The 20,138-nt window shown below is 45.6% G+C and carries 15 protein-coding genes; 8 read left to right on the forward strand and 7 right to left on the reverse strand.

All coding sequences use genetic code 11. The annotated features are described in order from the left end of the window. Positions 1-76 precede the first annotated feature (76 nt). Positions 77-2,995 carry an excinuclease ABC subunit UvrA gene (gene uvrA, locus ACVW0P_RS13870; protein ID WP_457132642.1) on the reverse strand — a complete coding sequence of 973 codons (2,919 nt, stop codon included), beginning with the start codon at positions 2,993-2,995 and terminating at the stop codon, positions 77-79. A 400-nt stretch (positions 2,996-3,395) separates the two neighbouring features. Here uvrA and ACVW0P_RS13875 point away from each other — a divergent pair, with 400 nt between their 5' ends. After that, complete coding sequence (locus ACVW0P_RS13875; protein WP_191175799.1) at positions 3,396-3,980, forward strand: RNA polymerase sigma factor; 585 nt, start codon at positions 3,396-3,398, stop codon at positions 3,978-3,980. 141 nt (positions 3,981-4,121) lie between these two features. On the opposite strand, the gene ACVW0P_RS13880 is transcribed toward ACVW0P_RS13875, so the two are convergent. Then, positions 4,122-6,200 (reverse strand): TonB-dependent receptor, encoded by a 2,079-nt coding sequence (locus tag ACVW0P_RS13880; protein WP_457132643.1) that lies wholly within the window; start codon positions 6,198-6,200, stop codon positions 4,122-4,124. Positions 6,201-6,276: 76 nt separating this feature from the next. Continuing rightward, positions 6,277-7,590 carry a PQQ-dependent sugar dehydrogenase gene (locus ACVW0P_RS13885; protein WP_457132644.1) on the reverse strand — a complete coding sequence of 438 codons (1,314 nt, stop codon included), beginning with the start codon at positions 7,588-7,590 and terminating at the stop codon, positions 6,277-6,279. A gap of 141 nt (positions 7,591-7,731) precedes the next feature. On the opposite strand from ACVW0P_RS13885, the gene ACVW0P_RS13890 reads away from it, so the two are divergent. Together ACVW0P_RS13890 and ACVW0P_RS13895 are read left to right on the forward strand one after the other, a co-directional pair. Next, positions 7,732-9,702 carry a T9SS type B sorting domain-containing protein gene (locus ACVW0P_RS13890; protein WP_457132645.1) on the forward strand — a complete coding sequence of 657 codons (1,971 nt, stop codon included), beginning with the start codon at positions 7,732-7,734 and terminating at the stop codon, positions 9,700-9,702. 95 nt (positions 9,703-9,797) lie between these two features. Then, the gene (locus tag ACVW0P_RS13895; protein WP_457132646.1) at positions 9,798-11,723 is read left to right on the forward strand and encodes a T9SS type B sorting domain-containing protein; all 1,926 of its coding nucleotides are present in this window, start codon (positions 9,798-9,800) and stop codon (positions 11,721-11,723) included. 1 nt (position 11,724) lies between these two features. Here the strand turns inward: ACVW0P_RS13895 and ACVW0P_RS13900 are convergent, their stop codons facing one another. The 3 genes from ACVW0P_RS13900 to ACVW0P_RS13910 form a co-directional block, all read right to left on the reverse strand. Beyond that, complete coding sequence (locus ACVW0P_RS13900; RefSeq protein WP_457132647.1) at positions 11,725-12,960, reverse strand: outer membrane beta-barrel protein; 1,236 nt, start codon at positions 12,958-12,960, stop codon at positions 11,725-11,727. A gap of 21 nt (positions 12,961-12,981) precedes the next feature. Continuing rightward, the gene (locus tag ACVW0P_RS13905) at positions 12,982-13,710 is read right to left on the reverse strand and encodes a hypothetical protein (protein WP_457132648.1); all 729 of its coding nucleotides are present in this window, start codon (positions 13,708-13,710) and stop codon (positions 12,982-12,984) included. 67 nt (positions 13,711-13,777) lie between these two features. Further along, a complete protein-coding gene (locus ACVW0P_RS13910) occupies positions 13,778-14,299 on the reverse strand; it encodes an NADPH-dependent FMN reductase (protein WP_457132649.1) in 522 nt (173 codons plus the stop codon). Positions 14,300-14,579: 280 nt separating this feature from the next. Here ACVW0P_RS13910 and ACVW0P_RS13915 point away from each other — a divergent pair, with 280 nt between their 5' ends. From ACVW0P_RS13915 to lepB, 5 genes are read left to right on the forward strand one after another with little or no spacing between them, the layout of a single operon-like run. Next, positions 14,580-15,383: a ParA family protein gene (locus ACVW0P_RS13915; RefSeq protein WP_354432129.1), complete on the forward strand. Its 804-nt coding sequence runs from the start codon at positions 14,580-14,582 to the stop codon at positions 15,381-15,383. A gap of 8 nt (positions 15,384-15,391) precedes the next feature. Further along, positions 15,392-16,306, forward strand: a complete 915-nt coding sequence (locus ACVW0P_RS13920) for a ParB/RepB/Spo0J family partition protein (protein WP_457132650.1) — start codon at positions 15,392-15,394, stop codon at positions 16,304-16,306. Positions 16,307-16,311: 5 nt separating this feature from the next. After that, a complete protein-coding gene (locus tag ACVW0P_RS13925) occupies positions 16,312-17,025 on the forward strand; it encodes a DUF5683 domain-containing protein (protein WP_457132651.1) in 714 nt (237 codons plus the stop codon). A 33-nt stretch (positions 17,026-17,058) separates the two neighbouring features. After that, complete coding sequence (dapB, locus tag ACVW0P_RS13930; protein WP_457132652.1) at positions 17,059-17,808, forward strand: 4-hydroxy-tetrahydrodipicolinate reductase; 750 nt, start codon at positions 17,059-17,061, stop codon at positions 17,806-17,808. Positions 17,809-17,830: 22 nt separating this feature from the next. Further along, entirely contained in the window at positions 17,831-18,970 is a 1,140-nt protein-coding gene (gene lepB / locus ACVW0P_RS13935; RefSeq protein WP_354432125.1) for a signal peptidase I, read from the forward strand. Positions 18,971-19,113: 143 nt separating this feature from the next. Here the strand turns inward: lepB and ACVW0P_RS13940 are convergent, their stop codons facing one another. Next, complete coding sequence (locus tag ACVW0P_RS13940) at positions 19,114-20,076, reverse strand: Gfo/Idh/MocA family protein (protein WP_457132653.1); 963 nt, start codon at positions 20,074-20,076, stop codon at positions 19,114-19,116. Positions 20,077-20,138 lie beyond the last annotated feature (62 nt).

The following is a 20,138-nucleotide window of genomic DNA, read 5'->3' on the forward strand; positions in this document are numbered from 1 at the left end:
AAAGGCGATAAGTAAACCTCATCGCCTTTTTGATTTCGAGAACCGCTCTCTAATCACCACTCACTATTCTCCGTCCCTAAAATCTCTCCTTTAAAAACTGGCCGGTGTAGCTGTCCTTAACTTTTATCAGATCTTCGGGCAAGCCTTCAAATACTACTTTACCGCCACGGTCGCCGCCTTCGGGGCCGATGTCTATCACCCAGTCGGCGCATTTTATCACGTCCATATTGTGTTCAATAACAATGATGGTATTGCCATGCTCTAACAACGCGTCGAACGATTTCAGCAGCTTCTTAATATCTGCAAAGTGCAAACCTGTGGTAGGCTCATCAAATATAAAAAGCGTTTTATTGGTATTGTTACCCTTCACCAGGAACGATGCCAGCTTGATACGTTGCGCCTCTCCGCCTGATAGCGTGTTAGACGATTGACCTAACTGCACATAACCCAAACCAACATCAACCAAAGGTTTTATCTTGGCCAAGATCTTTGGCTCTTTCGCGAAGAACTCAAGGCCTTCGTCGATGGTCATTTCCAACACTTCAGATACGTTCTTCTCGTTGTAGGTAACATCCAGTATGTGCTGTTTAAAACGTTTACCGTTACAGGCCTCGCAGGTAAGGAAGATATCGGCCATAAACTGCATTTCTATCTTTACTTCGCCTTCGCCCTGGCAAACATCGCAGCGGCCACCCTCAACGTTAAAAGAAAATGCCGATGGTTTTAAGCCCGCGGCCTTAGATACAGGCAATGCGGCATATAGGTTACGGATCTCGTCCCAGGCCTTAACATAAGTAACCGGGTTGGAGCGTGATGAACGGCCTATCGGGTTTTGATCTACGATCTCTACCTGTTCAATTTTATTGTAATCGCCCTCGATGCTATCGAATGATCCGCTTTGGTCGCCATTATAACTGCCAAGCGTTTTTTGCAGGGCAGGCGCGAAGATGCGTTTCACCAAACTGGTTTTACCCGAGCCGGACACGCCTGTTACCACCGTAAGGATCCCCAGCGGGAACTTAGCGTCGGCATTTTTAAGGTTGTTTTCGCGCGCGCCTTTTATCTCTATAAAGTCGCTCCATTTACGGCGACTTGTTGGTATGGCTATTTGCTCGCGACCGCTCAGGTATTTACCTGTAAGGCTGTTGTCATCTACAATTATCTGGTCGTACGTACCGGTAAATATCAGGTTACCGCCATGCGTACCGGCTTCGGGGCCAATATCAATAACATGGTCGGCTGCTTTCATGATCTCTTCCTCGTGCTCTACCACCAAAACTGTGTTACCCACATCGCGAAGCGATTTAAGTACCGTAATCAACCGCTGCGTATCGCGCGGGTGCAGGCCAATGCTCGGCTCATCCAACACATATATCGACCCCACTAAACTACTCCCTAAAGATGTAGCGAGGTTGATCCGTTGCGATTCGCCGCCCGATAGTGTGTTTGATAATCGGTTAAGCGTTAAATACGCCAAACCTACGTCGTTCAAAAACACCAGGCGGTTCACTATCTCCAACAATAATCGTTTACCAATTTTGGCATCCGTTTCGTTCAGTTTAAGGTTGCTAAAAAACTCCAGCGCGGTATCTAAAGGCATCAGCACAACATCGGTGATCGATCTGCCGTCTATTTTAACATAGGTTGCATCCTTGCGTAAACGGCTCCCCTTACACTCGGGGCAGGTAGTTTTACCCCGGTAGCGCGATAATAATACACGGTATTGGATCTTATAGGTCTGCTCCTCCATCTCCTTAAAGAAAGCATTAAGCCCACGGAAATATTGGTTACCCGTCCACAACAATTGCTGTTCCTTTTCGGTAAGCTGGTTGTACTGGCGATGGATAGGGAAATCGAACTTTAGCGAGCTTTTTACCAGCACGTCGTTCCACTCGCGCATCTTTTCGCCACGCCACGGGGCAATTGCACCTTCGTAGATACTTTTGCTTTTATCGGGAATAACCAGGTCGGCATCAATCCCAATAACCTTACCGTAGCCCTCGCATTTTTTACAGGCACCGTAAGGGTTGTTAAAGCTAAAAAAGTTTGGTGTAGGCTCCTCAAAACGGATATTATCCAGTTCGAAACGATCACAGAAGAAGCGCTCGGCGGCCCCACCCAAACCCTCCCCGAAGGAGAGTGCAGACGACGTATCATACTGCACATAGCAATCGCCCTTACCTTCAAAAAATGCCGTATGGATACTATCTGCTAAACGGCTGATGGTTTCGTCTTCCTCATTCTTGGTGATACGATCTATAACGATGCGCACAACCGAAACCGCGGGTAATGATGATTCAACCACCTCTTCTCCCTTTTTCGCTTTGCTTTTCTTGGCCTTTGCAGGTGTGGCTTCTTCGTCCATCACCATTGATGCCCCGTCTATGGTTTCGTCTTCCAGCAGGCTTTCTATACGCGATACCTGTCCGTTAAATTCCACCCTTACAAAACCTTTTTGCATCAAAACGGCAAGTTCCTCTTTAATGCTGCGGTTGTTATGCGGATGCAGGGGGCAAAGTATGGTCACCTGTGATTCATCCGGCAAGGCCGTAATAAAATTGATCACATCGGTCACCGAATCTCTTTTAACCAACCCACCGGATACAGGCGAAATGGTTTTACCAATGCGCGAAAAAAGCAGTTTAAGGTAATCGTAAATCTCGGTAGAAGTACCCACGGTAGATCGCGGGTTGCTGGTAATAACTTTTTGCTCGATAGCGATGGCGGGGGCTATACCTTTAATATAGTCCACATCGGGCTTGTTCATACGGCCCAAAAATTGGCGCGCGTATGATGACAGGCTCTCCACATAGCGGCGCTGCCCCTCGGCATACAAAGTATCAAACGCCAGGGATGATTTACCCGACCCCGACATGCCCGTGATAACCACCAGCTTGTTTTTGGGGATGGCAACATCCATGTTTTTAAGGTTGTGTACCCTTGCCCCTTTTATAATAATATGTTTCTTCGGATCTTTCTCTGCTTCCTTGATCATGTTTTTAGCGCGTGGTTGATGGTTCACAGATCATGGCAGAAATTTGCATTATCAATTAAACCTTAAAGGAAACCTGTGGTCTAACCAATAGTTTGCAATGATGTATGATCTATTGCCTATGAACTTTTTGGATGTGCAAAAATCCTAAAATTTTTAGCTTAATCCAAATAGGTTTTGGTAATTGTAAGGGTTAATTGGTTATTAATAAAAGAGTTTGCATTTTAGTGACACAGTGGCTTTTGAGAAGAACGCAAAATACCCTGTTAAAAATATTTGTTTTTATTTTTAAGATTATTATATTTGAGGGTAACATTTTCTTAACCCTAAAAAGAAACGCTATAGATAGAACTCTACTTTTAATAACGACAAAAACATTAATTTAGTTTATTAGTAGCTTTCTATGGATTTTCAATTGAAAAGTGATCAGGATCTAATCCATCTATATATCGCCGGAGACGAGGCAGGACTTGTTGAACTCATCAGGCGGTACCAATCAAAAATTTACACTTCTATCTATTTGCTTGTTAAGGACGAAGCCCTTGCCGAGGATATCTTTCAGGATACGTTTATTAAGGTTATTAATACGCTAAAAGCCGGTAAGTATAACGAAGAGGGTAAGTTTTTACCGTGGGTAACCCGTATCGGGCACAACCTGGTGATTGACCATTTCCGCCGCGAAAAACGCGCGCCGATGGTGAGTAACGGCGACGACTTTGATATTTTTGAAGTGCTTGGTAATTATGACGAAAGCGCCGAGGACCGCCTGGTGCGCGAGCAAACGCATAAGGACCTTAAATCGCTGATCCAGCTTCTACCATCCGAGCAAAAGGAAGTATTGATCATGCGCCACTTTGGTGATATGAGCTTTAAGGAAATTGCAGATGTTACCGATGTAAGCATCAACACAGCCCTTGGCCGTATGCGTTACGCGCTCAACAACCTGCGCAAAATGATGCAGAACAAAGAAATGAGTTTGAAAAATTAGGGCGCTTTATTAGTCGCTCGGCAGGCCCCGATCTGCTATAATAATAATAAAGGCTGCCTGACGGGTAGCCTTTATCGTTAAAAAAACGCTCCGTGATTGCTTCGAACCTTGCAATGACGCGGGGGGATTGTAGCACCTAAATTACATATTCAAATTCACCCCAAAAAAGTAATTTCTCAATGACGCGGGGTTATAATACCGGCTACCCACCGCATTTAGATCATTCCCTAAACTATACTTTTGATTGAGTAGGTTATCGGCGCCTGCGTAAAGTTCCAGGCGGGTTTTATGCGCGATGTTATGCTGCCATGATGCTTTGGCCTGCAGCAGGTGATACTTGGCTGCATAAACGGTGTTGCCATCATTCAGCGGGATGTTTGACGTGTAATTATGCTGCACAAACAAGGCAAAACTTTGCGGGAACAGGGTTTGTAACGATGATACGATAACCTCGCGCGGTACACCTGTTAGGCGGTTGCCCGAGTAACTTGCGCCAGCTACATTATAATCCCTGAATTTGAAACGGCTTATCGTAAGCGAGGTGTTAAATTGTAACCCGCGGATAATGCCGCTGCTGTTCCGTTTGATAAGCCAATCTGTAAAGGCCAGTTCAAAACCGGGTTGGTTGGTGCCACCCGAGTTAATGTAATACTCCGTTTCGTTTGGATTGAGCCGGCGCACGATAGATTTATCCAACCTGTAATAAAAAACCGATGCATCAAGCAGCAGGCTTTCATCTTTGTTACGCAAGCGGAAACCCGTTTCATAGTTCCAGCCGGATTGTGCCTGCAGGTTGGTGTTGATAATGTTGTCGGTAGGCCTAACCTCGGCAGTGGTGGGCGTAGAATACCCGCGACTAACAGACGCCCGCCAGATAAAATCATTAGTAACCTGGTAGGATAGGGCCAGCCTTGGCATCACCACGGCATCAAAACTGCGGGTAGTGAAATCGGCCTCGTTCAATGGGGCGATGTTGCGGAACTTGTAGCCGTAATAGTTTAAACTGGCGGCGGCCTCTACATGCAGGCGTTTAAAAATATCGGCCGCGTAGCGCGCGAAGAAGAAGTGTTGCCCGGTGTTAATCTTATCTATCTTTTGCACTTTGCCCTTTTCGCCGGCATTGTTGTCATAGTTGCTTATTTGCGAGTTAGTTTGTTGCCACTCGGCACCTACATTCAGTTTCCAGTCAAAGTTTTCCTGAGGGATGGCGGCCAGCTCAAAGTAGGTGCGCGCGCCATATGTATTTTCGTTACGTTGCTCGTAATTGGTGATGAAGGGGTTGGCAAAGTCTACATGGTTACCAAATACGGCCAGCACATTGCGGATGCGGTCGGTCAGTTTTGCATCGTTAACTAAGCCACCCAAAAGCATTTTGGTATTGATGCGGATCTTTTGCTGGATAGCGCCCGGCAGGGTAGCCGTTGGTAACCTCGCACTACGCGGGTCTGCTTGCATTTGCGCAAGGTTAAGGCCGCCGGGTGTCTGGTAATCTAGGTCGGAGTAGAGGATGGTTGCCCTTAACTCACTTTGCGGGGCGTATTGGTAAGCGTCCCCCGCCTGCAAATAAGTGCGGTGCATGCGGCTGTTTTGCCGATAGCCATCATAAGTTTGATATGACTGATTAAAGTTGAAGCGGTTTTTAGCACCCGTATTTTGCAGTGAAACCTTCTCGTGAAACAAGCCATACGAGCCGCCATTGATCCCTGCGGATAAATAATTACTGTCCGTACGGTTAACGGGGCTTAGCAAAACCACCCCGCCCGAATTCGCCCCAAAAAGGCTCCCATCCGGCCCTTTCAGGATTTCGATATGGCGAATGTTGCTGATATCGATAGCGTTTAAATAGGTATTGCCACCGGCGTCGGTCAGCGGGATCTCGTCAAAGTAAACCTTCACATCCCGCACCCCAAACGGCGACCGCAGCAAACTGCCACGGATAGATAAGCGGTAACTCCCCGGCGAGCGTTCTTCGGCACGTACCCCGGGTATGGTATTAAGGGCTGTCACGAAAGAATTATCGGGCTGCAACTTTAGCTGCGCCGAACCAAGTACGCTAACAGAAGCAGGTACGCTCAACACAGGTTGCTCGGATAGGTAAGCTTTAATGGTTACAGGTTTCAGCTGCTTTAAACTATCTGCTTTAGTTGCAGGCTTGGTTTGTGCCATAGCCGCAACCGGGAGTATACAAATGGCAAATAAGCTCAGGTAATATTTTATCATAGATGCGGGTGAATTAAAACAAAAATAGCCCTTTACATTGTATTGGGCTATCCTTATAAATAATATTACAAATAGTTTATTTAGCGCTTACACGCCAGATGCGGTTGCTCACATCATCGGCAACTAATAGCGAGCCATCTTTGGCAATAGCCACACCAACCGGGCGGCCATACACTTCTTTTTTATCCAAATCCGCAATAAAGCCCGTTAAAAAATCTTCCATTTTTGGGGCAGGTTTGCCGTTTATAAATGGTACAAAACCAACCTTGTAACCGGATAATACCGACTTGTTCCACGAGCCATGTTGCCCAATGAACGCGCCGTTATTATACTTTGCCGGGAATTTTTTGCCGGTATAAAACACCAATCCTAACGATGCCGTGTGCGGGCCTAATGATAAGTCGGGCGTAATGGTTTTAGCAACCATATCAGGGCGTTTAACTTCGGGCCTTGGGTCTTCATGCTTGCCGAAGTATGCCCATGGCCAACCGTAAAAGCCACCTTCTTTAACGCTGGTAAAGTAATCGGGCACCAAATCATCGCCCAGGTTATCGCGTTCATTAACGGCGGCATAAAGCACACCTGTTCCCGGCTGGAAATCTATCCCGGCAGGGTTGCGCAAGCCGCTGGCATAGATGCGTTCGCCGCTGCCATCGGGGTTTATCTCTAACACATCGGCACGGCGTTTTTCAACGTCCATACCATGCTCGGCGATGTTTGTGCCCGAGCCTACCGCCACATAAATTTTAGTCCCCGCGGCGTTGGCTTTAATGTTACGTGTCCAATGGTTGTTGTACCCCCCGGCAGGTAAAGCCAGGATCATTTTGCCCGGGGTGGTTATCTTGGTTTGGCCGGGTTTGTAATCGTATTTCCAAAGGCCGTCGGTATTGGCAACGTAGAAGGAGTTACCTAATATCAGCAGCCCGTAAGGCTGGTTCAGGTGGCTCAAAAATACCTCGCGGGTATCGGGGATGCCGTCGCCATTTGTATCGCGCAGTATAGTTATCTGGTTAGCACTTTTACCCAAGTTTTGGGATGCGGCGGCACCAATTACTTTAGCGCCTATTTTTTTGATCCCCTTTATTTCGGTATTGGCTTCGCTTAAAAAAATATCCCCGTTAGGGGCAACATAAATATTGCGGGGATTTTTAAGCGTATCGGCAAAAAGGTTTACCACGAACCCGGCGGGGGCTACAGGCATTTTTCCTGCCGGCCAGGCAATAACTTTACAGTAATTGCTCACGGCTTTAGTTTGGTATGGCGCGGGTAAATTCACCTCTTGTTGGGAGGGGGTATTCACGTCGGCTGCTTTTGTGGCATCCACCTTTTTTTGTTTACAGCTTGCGGCCAGTAAAGTAATGGCCGCTATATGGGCGATATAAGTTTTCATAGTTAGTGTTTGTAGTTAACTAACCCCGGCGCGTTTGCTTTTGTTTGGTTTGCCCTGTTATGTAAAAGCCTTATTACAAACATTTAAGGCGATTATCTGCCTAAAAGTTATATTTTTGGATAAGCCTGTATATCAGCACTAATGCTAACCTATAAACGCAGATTGTTACTTTTGGCGATAGCCGTTTTGATTGCCGTAAAGGCACATGGGCAGGTGCAATACAGCCTTGGCGACCCTGTGCTTTCTGAAGACTTTGGCTTTGGCGGCCCGTACTCTCCTGTTGGCCCGCCACTACCCGATGCAAATACAACAATGAAAAGCGGGGGAGATGGCAGGTGCCCCGGCCCGGGGCGCTACCTGGTTTTAAACACTTCCGCAAACTGCTATGGCGATACCTTCTCCACCATTAATTTTGACCATAGCGGCACCAGCCCTTATGGTTATTTAATGATGGTTAATGGGGACGACAAACCTGTAACTTACTACACCAATGTAATAAGCGGCAGCAAGTTTTGCCCCGGGCAAAAGTACAGGTTCGCGGTTTTTCTAAAAAACATCAATACGCAAATGCCCCGCCCGGCAGGTTATGCAGATGCCAATATACTTTTTACGGTTAAAGCGGCCAATGGTACAATATTGACAAACACACCCACCGGTGCTTTTACAGAGGAAGGTTTTAAAGAATACCATGCCGATTTTGTTGTGCCAAACGATGGCTCTGATGTTACTGTATCACTCAGCAATGCGGCTTTAACGGGCACAATAGGCAATGATTTTGCCATAGATGATATTACGGTTAAGCCCTACGGCCCGGTAATAAATGCCGGGATTGGATCGCCAACTGGGCCTGCATCAGCTACACAGTGTTTGGATAACCACTCCGTTAGGTATATCCTCAAAGCTGAAATACCCGCCTACGCTACGCCACAGTATCAATGGCAACTAAATTATAATAAAAAGGGCTGGGTAAATGTGGCCGGCGAAACCAATGCAGACATTGACCTGCGTTTAGAATTTTTAGCCCCGGCAGCAGGTAAGTATGAGTACCGGGTGGGTGTGATAAGCGCGCCGGGCGCTTCACTAAATTGCCAAACGTTTTCGCTGCCGGTAGTTATTAATGTGGTAAAAAATCCTGAATTTAAGTTGCCGGCTATAACATACGTCTGCAAAGGGGATGCCCTTTCCATACATGCCGATGGCGGAACGGATTACTTGTGGACATACCCTGACGGCCGCACCTCATACAGCCATTTTTTAGATGTAACAGGTAGTGTAGACGAAAGCTTTGAGGGCGAGTATAAGGTTGTGGTTACCGCGGATGGCTGTTCTAAAGAATCAACAACGCAGGTTAAGGTAGTGCCGGCTTTAAACGCCAGCGTAGAAAATGATCACCCGGTAATATGCCGTGGCGAATTTGTGCAACTGAATGCTATAGGGGGTAATGCTTACAAATGGGTTAAGTCGGGCGATAGCCCTCCAATCGGGTTAGACCATGATGACATACAAAACCCAATAGCAACGCCAACTGAGACTACTAAATACAGCGTTTATATAAGTAACGAGGGCTGTAGGCAACAACGAGATGTAACCGTAACCGTTATACAGCCCCCGACCGCCAATGCAGGCCCAGACAGGACGATGAACGAGGGGGAGATCATAACCCTGCAGGGAACAGTAACGGGTACAAGCCCAACTTATTCGTGGTTTCCACCCGATTACATGGACGACCCCACATCTCTTACACCCAAGGTAAACCCACCCGATAATATTACGTACACGCTGCATGTAGAATCGGCCGATAATTGCGGCATGGGTTATGATGACGTGATGACTGTTAAAGTATTTAAAAAGCTAATTATCCCATCTTCATTTAGCCCCAATGCTGACGGTATAAACGACAGCTGGCATATTGACAAGTTGTACACCTACCCCCAAAGTGTGCTTTCCGTTTACACCCGCGAGGGCACCGAAGTTTTCAGGACAGTGGGCGATGCCAGGCAATGGAACGGTATATTTAACGGCCAAGCATTGCCACCCGGCACCTACTATTATGTTATCGACCTGAAAAATAATTTGCCTAAAAGATCGGGGTGGGTATTGTTGTTAAAATAGACCTCCACAAGCTTAATTAATTAAATTTGACCAATTGGCGCAACTTTGCTAAAAAGCTATATTTTTGACGCTACCTATTTGTACACCAGTACGCTATGCCAATTAATAAGTTAAAGTTTTTAGTCTTCCTGGTTTTTTTATTGATCAACGTGCGGGCGTTTGCGCAGGTAGGTAACGGTAGTTTGGGCGACCCTGTTGTAAAGGAAGATTTTGGCTCCGGTTCCGACCCCCACTATCCAAACACCACGTATCCCCGTATAGGCGGCTCATGTCCGCCACCCGGTTATTATGCACTTGCGAAAAGTGAAAGTGGTTGTCATGATACCTGGCACAGCGTATTAAAAGATCATACAGGTAACGATGGTTATATGATGATAATTGATGCTGCTGTAGATGCAGGGGAATTTTATAAACAAGAAACTCCTCATTTACTCTGCGGAGGTACCACTTACGAGTTTTCGGCATATGTTAAAAATTTGGTGCTACCTGCTTATGCAAACACCCATTCAAAACCCGACCTTACCTTTAGGATCGAAAGGGTAACAGGTGAGTTAATAGTCCCCCCATTTTCTACAGGCCCAATTTATGAAACAGCCGGGGCAGACGATTGGCAAAGGATATCCCAGGTAATTCCGTTACCAGCCGATGCGGATGCGGTGGTTGTAAAAATAATTAATAACGGTACTGGGCAAATAGGTAACGATCTGATATTGGATGATATAGCCTTTAGGGCCTACGGCCCGGTTTTACAAGCGGGGTTTTCAGGTGGTATTAATGTAACCCAAAACAACGTGTGCGAAGGGCAGACCGCTAATTATACTATTACTACTACAACCGGGGTAGGGTATAACAACCCAGCCTACCAGTGGCAAAAAAATACCGGAAGCGGATGGGTTAATATTGACGGCGAGGTAAACACATCCTTAAAAGTTTCATTCCCCAGCGCCCGGCTTGGTTCATATGAATACCGCTTGCTGGCTGCCGAGGGTGGCAATATAAACTCGCCAAATTGCAGGGTGTACTCAAACACGGTAACAATAAAAGTTACAGCGTTCCCGGTAGTCCCCAATATACCGCCACAAGTGGTTTGCGAGGGCGATCCAATCATACTTACGGCAACGGGTGGGGCAACCTACCAATGGACCTTGCCTGATTTGACAACCAGTACGCAAAACCCTTTAATAATACCGGTATCAAGCGTTGCCCATAGGGGCACTTACCATGTAGATGTCAAATCTGCCGCGGGTTGTGTGACGCCAAAAAGTGTTGAAGTTACTGTTAATACCAAGCCTGTTATTACAGTAAGCCCGCCGCAAAGTACCTGTGCGGGTAATGGTGTGCCAATTACCGCGTTCGCTGTAGATGGGGTTACCTACAGGTGGTCGCCGGCGGCGGGCCTTTCAGATGTTAACTCGGCTAATCCCGTTGCCAGCCCTACGGTATCCACGCTGTACGCGGTTACGGTTACCAATGCTAAAAATTGCTTTAGCACCAATACGGTGCAGGTTGATGTGTTACCCCTGCCGGTAGCTAATGCTGGTGATGATAAAAAGATATTTGAAGGCCAATCTGTAACGCTGAATGGCAGCGGAACAGGTGATAATGTAACCTACAGTTGGTCGCCTACCACCTACCTGGATAATCCTGCATCGCCCACACCAACGGCTACGCCGCTAAACGATATTACTTACACATTAACGGTAACATCGGCCAATTGCGGCACCAATGAAAGCAGTATTTTTGTAAGGGTTTATAACAAGTTAGTTATCCCAACCAGCTTTACACCGAATAGCGATGGGACAAACGATATATGGAATATAGAGGCGCTTGATACCTACGCGCAGGGTGTTATTACGGTTTACACCCGTACCGGCAGGCAGGTATTTACAAGTAAAGGCTACAGTAAACCTTGGGACGGTACATTTAATGGCCGCCAATTGCCTGCCGACACCTACTATTACATCATCGACCTGAAAAACAGCACACCAATCCTTTCTGGCTGGGTGCTTATCATAAGATAATTTATTTCAAAATATAATTAACGCCTAAATGTGCACCGGTTGTAGTGATACGGTAATAAGAGTCATGTGAAACATCGTTTATGCCCTGGTAGCCCGCGTTTATTTCTATTTGCTTGTTGATGACTACGCCGGCTTTAACAATTATTGAATTTGCCGATTTTAAAAATGCATCAAACGGTTGTGTTGCAAGCTGGCTTGGGGTTCCGTCGGCATTGCGAAATTCTTTACCGCTGTAGCTGATTAGCGACGCCTGCAAACCTGCACCCATAAAAAATTTAAAATCAGGCTTGTTATAAAAGTTGTAAAGTATTTGCGGGCTAACAGATATATTTAGCTGATTGAACTTAAATATGGCATCATTATAAGGGGACACCGTACTGGTATATGCTGTAGAGTAGCGGCTTAAGGCAGCCCCGGCTTCTAACCTTAACACCAGTTGCTGTATGCGCGGGTTTGCATAAACATTAAAGCCGACAACTATTTTTGGCAAAACCGACGAAGCATTTGGCGCGCCTGCAAACCTAAGGCCACCATCCGTTTTGTAAAAACCGAAGTTAGCGCCCACGCCGGCATAAAAAACAAGGGTTTTTGCTTTTTGTGCTGATGCCGCCATGGCCTGGTTATCGGTAATGTTGTTTATGCTGTTAATCACTTTCACCAGGTCTTGCTCGTTATAATTAGTCTGCTGTATCAGTTTGTTTAGACCATCATCCAGTTTTTGATTTTGTGATGCAATAACGCTCAATTGCTTACGATAGGTACGCTCATCTACATTCAAATCATTTTGCTTATACGTGCGAAAGATAAGTTCGACAGGGGCGGCTTGGCCCGGTTTTATAAAATACCTCATTTTTAGCCGGTCGCGGTAATCATATATTGCTGCTATATCGCCATGGGTAAGCAATTTCAGGAAAGTGGTACGCTGTTCCACAGAGGTGTCCCTTTCAGTGCTGCCTTCCACATCTGTACTTATAGGGCCGGTATAACTTTCGTAAACATCCATCCCGATTATTTTTACTAACCTGGCGTTTTGCGGGGTTAATTGCCGGCGTTGGTTATCATTAAGGGTGGGCTTAAAATCAATTACATCGGGGTTCTCGCTCCATTCGCGGTAGTTAATATAACCTTTTGTAGTATCGCCACCGGGCGAAATAAAATAGCCGGCTTTGTAATTGCTTTGTGCATTTGCAGCAATAGCGAGCAGCATAATAGCTGCCAGGGAACATAAATATTTCATGAAACGATGGTGTTAGGTTATTTAGCTTTTAAAAAGTACAAGGTATGCTATTACGCCAAACAGGATTACAGCAAGCGTTAGTTTGGTATAATTTTTCTTCTTTTTAACCAGTAAGGGTTTATCTATCCCATTTATTTGTGCTGCAACTTTTACGAGGGTATGTTCGTGGTATTCTAAGCCATCAAAAGTTCTTTGCAGCTTATCTGTAAGCGCGCCATGTTTTAGGGCTATATCTGCAAGTTGCTGAATATATAAACGCTCTGTTTTGTTGCCTATCGGGTCCGGGATCATGTATAAACGGTAAATGAGCTCGCGGGGCGTATCATTATCCTTTTCGGTTGTGTAAAAGCGCGTTTTTGTATTGTCGGAGTAGGAATACAGGGAGATGTTTTTGCCCTTTTGCAATTGCTCCAGGAATACTGTATCTACTTTTGAAGTTGTATCCCTGGCGTTTAAATGGTTTTCATCAACAGTACCAAGGCTTATGCTGCACACATAACGTTTATACGTTAGCGCATCGGCAATGGTAAATTGTTTAATATCGGCAACCGTAAATCTTTGGGCGGTGTGGATGGTATCTGGTTTAAAAGAAACCGACTTCGGGTTAGAATCCCATTCGTGTTCGCTAATCAGGCCTTTTAGGGTATCGCCTTTTAGGGTAATTACATAACCAGGCTTAAAATTGCCCTGGCCGTAAGAAAGTGCTGGGAATATTAGGGCCGCTAACAGCAGCTTATAAATAAGTTTCATTAATTAGTGATAATTGGTGGGATGAATATATCGAAATTCTCCATCAGTAGCACTAAAATTTAGTTATTTAAAATTTGATGAACTTATCCATCTGCTCGTTGGTGAATTTCAAAGTATCTTCGGGCGTGATGTTGCCCTGTTCATCCATCTCGTTACGAATAGATGCGATGTGGATCTTTAGCGGCATTACATGCAGGTTGAGGTAGTGGCATACGCCCGTAAAATGATCTACCCCGCGGATGTTACCATACTTACCGGATGACAGGCCAACCAGTGCCGCCTTTTTATCATAAAAACTTTCGGGGAAGCTGCAGGCATCCACAAAAACCTTTAAAATACCGGGGTAGCTGCCATTGTATTCGGGAATCACGAACACGAATTTTTCTGTAGCGGTGATGATGTCCTGGATCTTGCCAAAGGCCTCGCTGCGTTTGCCGTAAAGGTCTGTCTCTATCAGGTTTGGCGGCAGTTGTGCCAATGATAGCAGCGTTGTTTCCATACCCTTTGCAGCCAGTTGCTTTTGATAGTATTGGGCAAGCTTTAAGGTTGAGCTGCCGGCGCGGTTTGTAGATGCTATGATGGTGACCATGTTAATTATTGAATTAGTGAGTTGGCGAATTAGTGATTGGCTTTAATGGTAGATAAAGGTTAATTGCTTGACGCTAGGCAAGAAAACTTCACTACTTCACTAAATCAATAACTCACTAATTAGCCCCAACAATGTTTGTAAGTTGGCAAAACTGTTAATTTCTCAATTGTTTAAATCCGTATCTTTAGCGGCGGATAAAAAAACAGTACAAACATAGAAATTTATGTGCCTGTTTTTCGTTCGTAATACACCACAGACTTAATTTTTTTAGAGATATATAATGGGTAAAATTATTGCTTTAGCTAACCAGAAAGGTGGCGTTGGTAAAACTACATCATCCATAAACCTTGCCGCAAGCTTAGCCGTGCTGGAATACAGGACGTTACTGTTAGATGCCGACCCGCAGGCAAACTCAACATCGGGCATTGGTTTCGACCCGCGCAATATAAAGAACAGTATTTACGAGTGCATCATTAACGAAGTGGACCCTCGCGAAGCCATCCAAAAAACCGAAACACCAAACCTTGACCTTTTGCCAGCGCATATAGACCTGGTTGGTGCCGAGATAGAAATGATAAACCTGCCAAACCGCGAGTATAAAATGAAAGCGGTTTTAGAAAGCATCCGCGATGATTACGATTTTATCATCATCGACTGCTCTCCGTCGTTAGGTTTAATTACCATAAACGCCCTTACCGCTGCCGATTCGGTTATTATCCCGGTGCAGTGCGAGTACTTCGCGTTAGAGGGTTTGGGCAAGTTATTGAACACCATCAAAATTGTACAATCGCGCCTGAACACTACCTTAGCTATAGAGGGTATTTTATTGACAATGTACGATGTGCGCCTGCGCCTTTCTAACCAGGTGGTAGATGAAGTGCGCACCCACTTTGAGGATATGGTGTTTGATACTATTATACAGCGTAACACCCGCCTAAGCGAGGCGCCAAGCTTTGGTATATCCGTAATTATGCACGATGCAAACTGTAAAGGTGCCGTTAACTACCTTAACCTTGCCCGCGAGATCATCCGCAAGAATGGTTTGGTGAGTAATGAGGAACTGGCAACTACCGTAACAGCTTAATAACAACAATGAGTACAGAAAAAAGAAACGCTTTGGGAAAAGGTTTAAGCGCCTTGCTAAACGATTCCCCAAGCGTAAATCAAAATAAGAACAGTTATTCTAACCCGGGCAACCCGGTATCAGAAACAGATAGCCTGGGGTCGGTTAACGAGATCAGGATAGGCGAGATAGAAGTTAACCCTTTTCAGCCCCGCACCGGCTTTGATGAGCAAGCCCTTGCCGACCTATCAGCCTCAATAAAATTGCAAGGGTTGATACAGCCCATCACCGTGCGTAAGGTAAGTGCGCACGCTTACCAGTTAATATCGGGCGAGCGCAGGTTGCGTGCGTCAAAAATGGCGGGCCTTACCCGGATCCCGGCATACGTACGCACCGCTAATGACCAGCAGATGCTGGAGATGGCATTGATAGAGAACATCCAGCGCGAAAACCTGAATGCTATTGAGGTAGCCCTGAGCTTTCAGCGGATGATTGACGAGTGCAGCCTTAAACAGGAAGAACTTGGCGATCGCGTGAGCAAAAACCGCTCTACGGTTACCAATTACTTAAGGCTTTTAAAATTGCCGCCAACCATCCAGGCGTCTATCCGCGATGGCGGCATCAGCATGGGTCACGCAAAGGCTTTATTAGCTGTTGATGATCCCGCTGTTCAGCTCTACATTTTCCAGCAGATCATTAAAAACGAGCTGTCGGTGCGTAAGGTAGAGGAGATGGTTCGCGAGATCCAGAAAGCCCCGCAAAAAAAAGAAGGCAAACAGCCCGAAACGCTTACCTATCAGCTACAAAAGGTACAGGATGACCTTGCCTCGAAGTTTAGCACCAGGGTAAAACTTAAAGTTAACGCGCAAGGCAATGGAAGTATCGAAATCCCGTTCTTATCCGAAGACGATCTGGGCCGGATACTTGAAATGCTGGATTGGTAAAACACATGCTGAAAACACTTTTAACTACTGTACTATTTTTAGGGTTTGCCTTTTTCGCGATGGGCCAAACCCCTGATACCGTGGCGGCAAAAGCCAAGGCTGATACCGTTGTTAAAAAAGCAGACCCCATAAAAAGAAATTCTTTTGCTCCGCCTATAAAAAAGGAAAAAGAATACCACCCGGATAGTACACACAGCCCAAGTTTGGCTGTAAAACGCTCGCTCATCATCCCCGGATGGGGCCAATACTATAACCGCGAACTATGGTATATAAAGGTGCCGGCAATTTATGCGGGCCTGGGCTTACTGGGTAATGCCATTATTGTGAACCAGAAAAATTATAAAATTTTTGTGGCGCTTGCCAAAATAACCCGCACAGGTGGGGTGCCCGTACCGGGCGACAGGCTTTACGATTCTTATGTAAAATATAAAAGCGAATACAACCTGTATGTGGTAAATTACGGCGCCTCAAGCACCGATCTGGAGAGCGCGGCAAACGGGTATCAGCGTAATTTTCAGATTAGTATATTAGGTGTAATAGCCGTTTGGGGCATACAGGCCGTAGAGGCTTACATTACCGGGAAGTTCATTAATGCTTACACAGTAGATAATAATCTCTCTTTTAAAGTTACCCCAACCTTAATGGGGCAGCCTGTTTATGCAGCATCAAATTTTAACAGTACATTTATGCCGGGATTAAAATTAACCATAACGCTTTAAATAGAACGAAGCATACAGTTCAATAATTTACGGATGAAGATCGCATTGTTAGGTTACGGTAAAATGGGGAAGATAATCGAAAAGATAGCCCATGACCGCAAACACGAAATTGTACTTAAAATAGGTAACAATAACCTTGATGACCTAACTACCGAAAACCTGCAAAAGGCCGACGTAGCCATCGAGTTTAGCACCCCCGCAACTGTGCTGGGTAATATAGAAAGCTGTTTTAAGGCAGGTGTACCCATTGTTGTGGGCACCACCGGCTGGCACCACGAAATGGCGCAAATAAAAGAACAATGCGAATACCACAAAGCGTCGTTTATTTACGCCACCAACTTTAGTGTTGGGGTGAATGTGTTTTTCCACGTAAACAAGATCCTGGCTAAACTGATGAATAATTACCCGTACTATGATGTGCAGGTAGAAGAGATCCATCATACCCAAAAGCTGGATTCGCCAAGCGGCACAGCCATTACCATTGCCGAGGGCATACTGGAAAACCTCGATGCCAAAAGAGACTGGAAAAATGTATTGATAAGCGATGATAAACCCGATGAAGAGGTTGTTGCCGCCAACGAACTGCTGATAGAATCGTTAAGGATAGAGAATGTGCCCGGTACCCACACCGTTATATACGATTCTGAAATAGATACCATAGAGTTTAAACATACCGCCCATAACCGTAATGGCTTTGCATTAGGTGCCGTGCTGGCTGCCGAATGGGTGCAGGATAAAAAAGGTTTTTATTCTGTTGAGGATATGTTTGATTTTAATAACTAATTTACTGCCCAATATTTAAGTAATGAACTGGAAATTCTGGAATAAAAATAAATCAAAAGAGAAGAAAAAAAAGAGCGCCGGCCGCGAGTGGGCAGACGCTATAATTTTCGCGGTAATTGCCGCTACGCTGATCCGTACGCTGTTTATAGAAGCATATACCATACCTACACCATCAATGGAGCGCTCGCTTTTAGTAGGTGATTTTTTGTTTGTAAGCAAAGTTAACTACGGTGCCCGCACGCCGATGACGCCTATCGCGTTCCCGTTTGCGCATCACACTATGCCAATATTAGGTACCAAAGCATACTGGGATGGCATCAAATTGCCATACTATCGACTGCCTGGTTTAAGCGAAGTTAAAAAAGGTGATGTAGTGGTATTTAACTTCCCGATGGAAGCCGATTCGCCATACTTTAGGCCGGTTGATAAACGCGAAAACTACATTAAACGTTGCCAGGGTGCGCCCGGCGATACGTTAAGCCTGATAAATGCACAGGTTTATATCAATGGTAAAGCAGCGCCAAACCCACCGGGCGAGCAAACTGATTACAATGTTGTAACCAACGGTATGGATTTAAACCCGCAGGTACTGGCCGACCTGAATGTGTCTTACTACGATTCAAATCAGCCGATCCCTACCATGACAAAGGATGCGGCTACGAAGTTAAAAACATATTCAAACGTAAAATCTATTACGCCAAACTACAAACAGCCCGGTATGTCAGATCCGTTTAATCCGGTGTTCCCGGCGGCGTATCCAAAATATAAGCTGAGCCCGCTTAATAAAGATCCTGACTGGAACGTAGATAATTATGGCCCTATCATTATCCCTAAAAAAGGCTGGACAGTTAAATTAGATAGCTTAACCCTGCCGGTATATGGCCGCGCTATAGAAGTATATGAAGGTAATAAATTAGAGATCGAACACGGTAACGGTAAGATCCTGATAAACGGTAAAGAGGCAACTACCTATACCTTTAAAATGAATTATTACTGGATGATGGGCGATAACCGCCACGACTCGTTAGACTCGCGCTACTGGGGTTTTGTGCCCGAAGACCACATTGTAGGCAAAGCCCTGTTTGTGTGGATGAGCTGGGACGATAACGCCTCGTTCTTCAGCAAGATCCGCTGGAGCAGGTTGTTCATGGGCATCCACTAAAGCCTGTATGATATTTGATAAAGCCCTGTTCATAAGAATGGGGTTTTATCAAATAGCAATGGCGTGTGGTTAAAGAGAGACGATACCTTCCAAGGGAGGGAATTGCTTAACTGCTCGCAATAACGTCGTTTAAAGTGTCTTAACTATTCCCCCTCATACTTTAACCCAACCTGTTTTCTCGCCTCATCTATCATCGCTATCATTTGCCGCGACATATCATGGCTAATGATGGGGCTTTCCACTTTGCCGGCTTGCATCAAGTCAACAAAGTGTCGAATCTCGTAATTTAGACCGCCTGCGGTAAAAGGCTCGTCAATTTCAACGGTGCGGCCATCAAGGTAATTGATAGTGGCCTTTGCAGGGTTCCACCAGTTTTTGTGGATGGTGATGTTGCCAAGCGTGCCGCAGATAAGCGCATCGCCTTTACCATGCAGATCGAACCCGCCGTAAAGCTGCGCGTAACCATGTTCATGTTTAGTTTGAAACACGCTGAACATATCTATCTCCATCCCGCTGAAGCGGCCCATTGCTTGTACCTCTTCGGTTTTACCAAGCCAGTCTATCGCTAAAAAGGCTTCGTAAATACCAATTTGCATTAATGCGCCACCCGCCAAAAGACGACTAAAATTTGGATGGTCCCGACTGATATCCGCTACCGAAGAACCCGCCCGAACATAACCCACCGGGCCAATGGGGTCTTCAAGTAAATAATCTTTTAGCTTTTGGTAAAGGGGGTAAAAAGGGGGCTTCATTCCTTCCATAAATAAAAGCCCGCTTGCTTTGGCAACGGCCAACACTTCTTTTAACTGAATTAAGTTTAGCGTTGCCGGTTTTTCACAAAGTACATGTTTGCCGGCTTTTAAAGCTTTAATACTATAGTCCGCGTGAGTATCTGGCAGGGTGGCAATGTAAACGGCATCAATATCACTTGATAAAAGCTCTTCGGCGTTGCTGCAAGCCACTCCGCCATATTGTGCCACAAAGTCGGCCACCGTTTCCGGCCGGCGCGAGTAAGAGGCTGCAAGCACGTTATTGGGCAAGGCGTTTAAGCCCTGCATAAACCTGTGCGCTATGCGCCCGCAACCGATAATACCCCATTTGGTCATATTAATTCAAAAGTTAAAAGTCAAAAATAAAAAAGCCTTAAGCTGAGAACAACTTAAGGCTA

This window comes from Mucilaginibacter sp. UYNi724 (assembly GCF_054057495.1).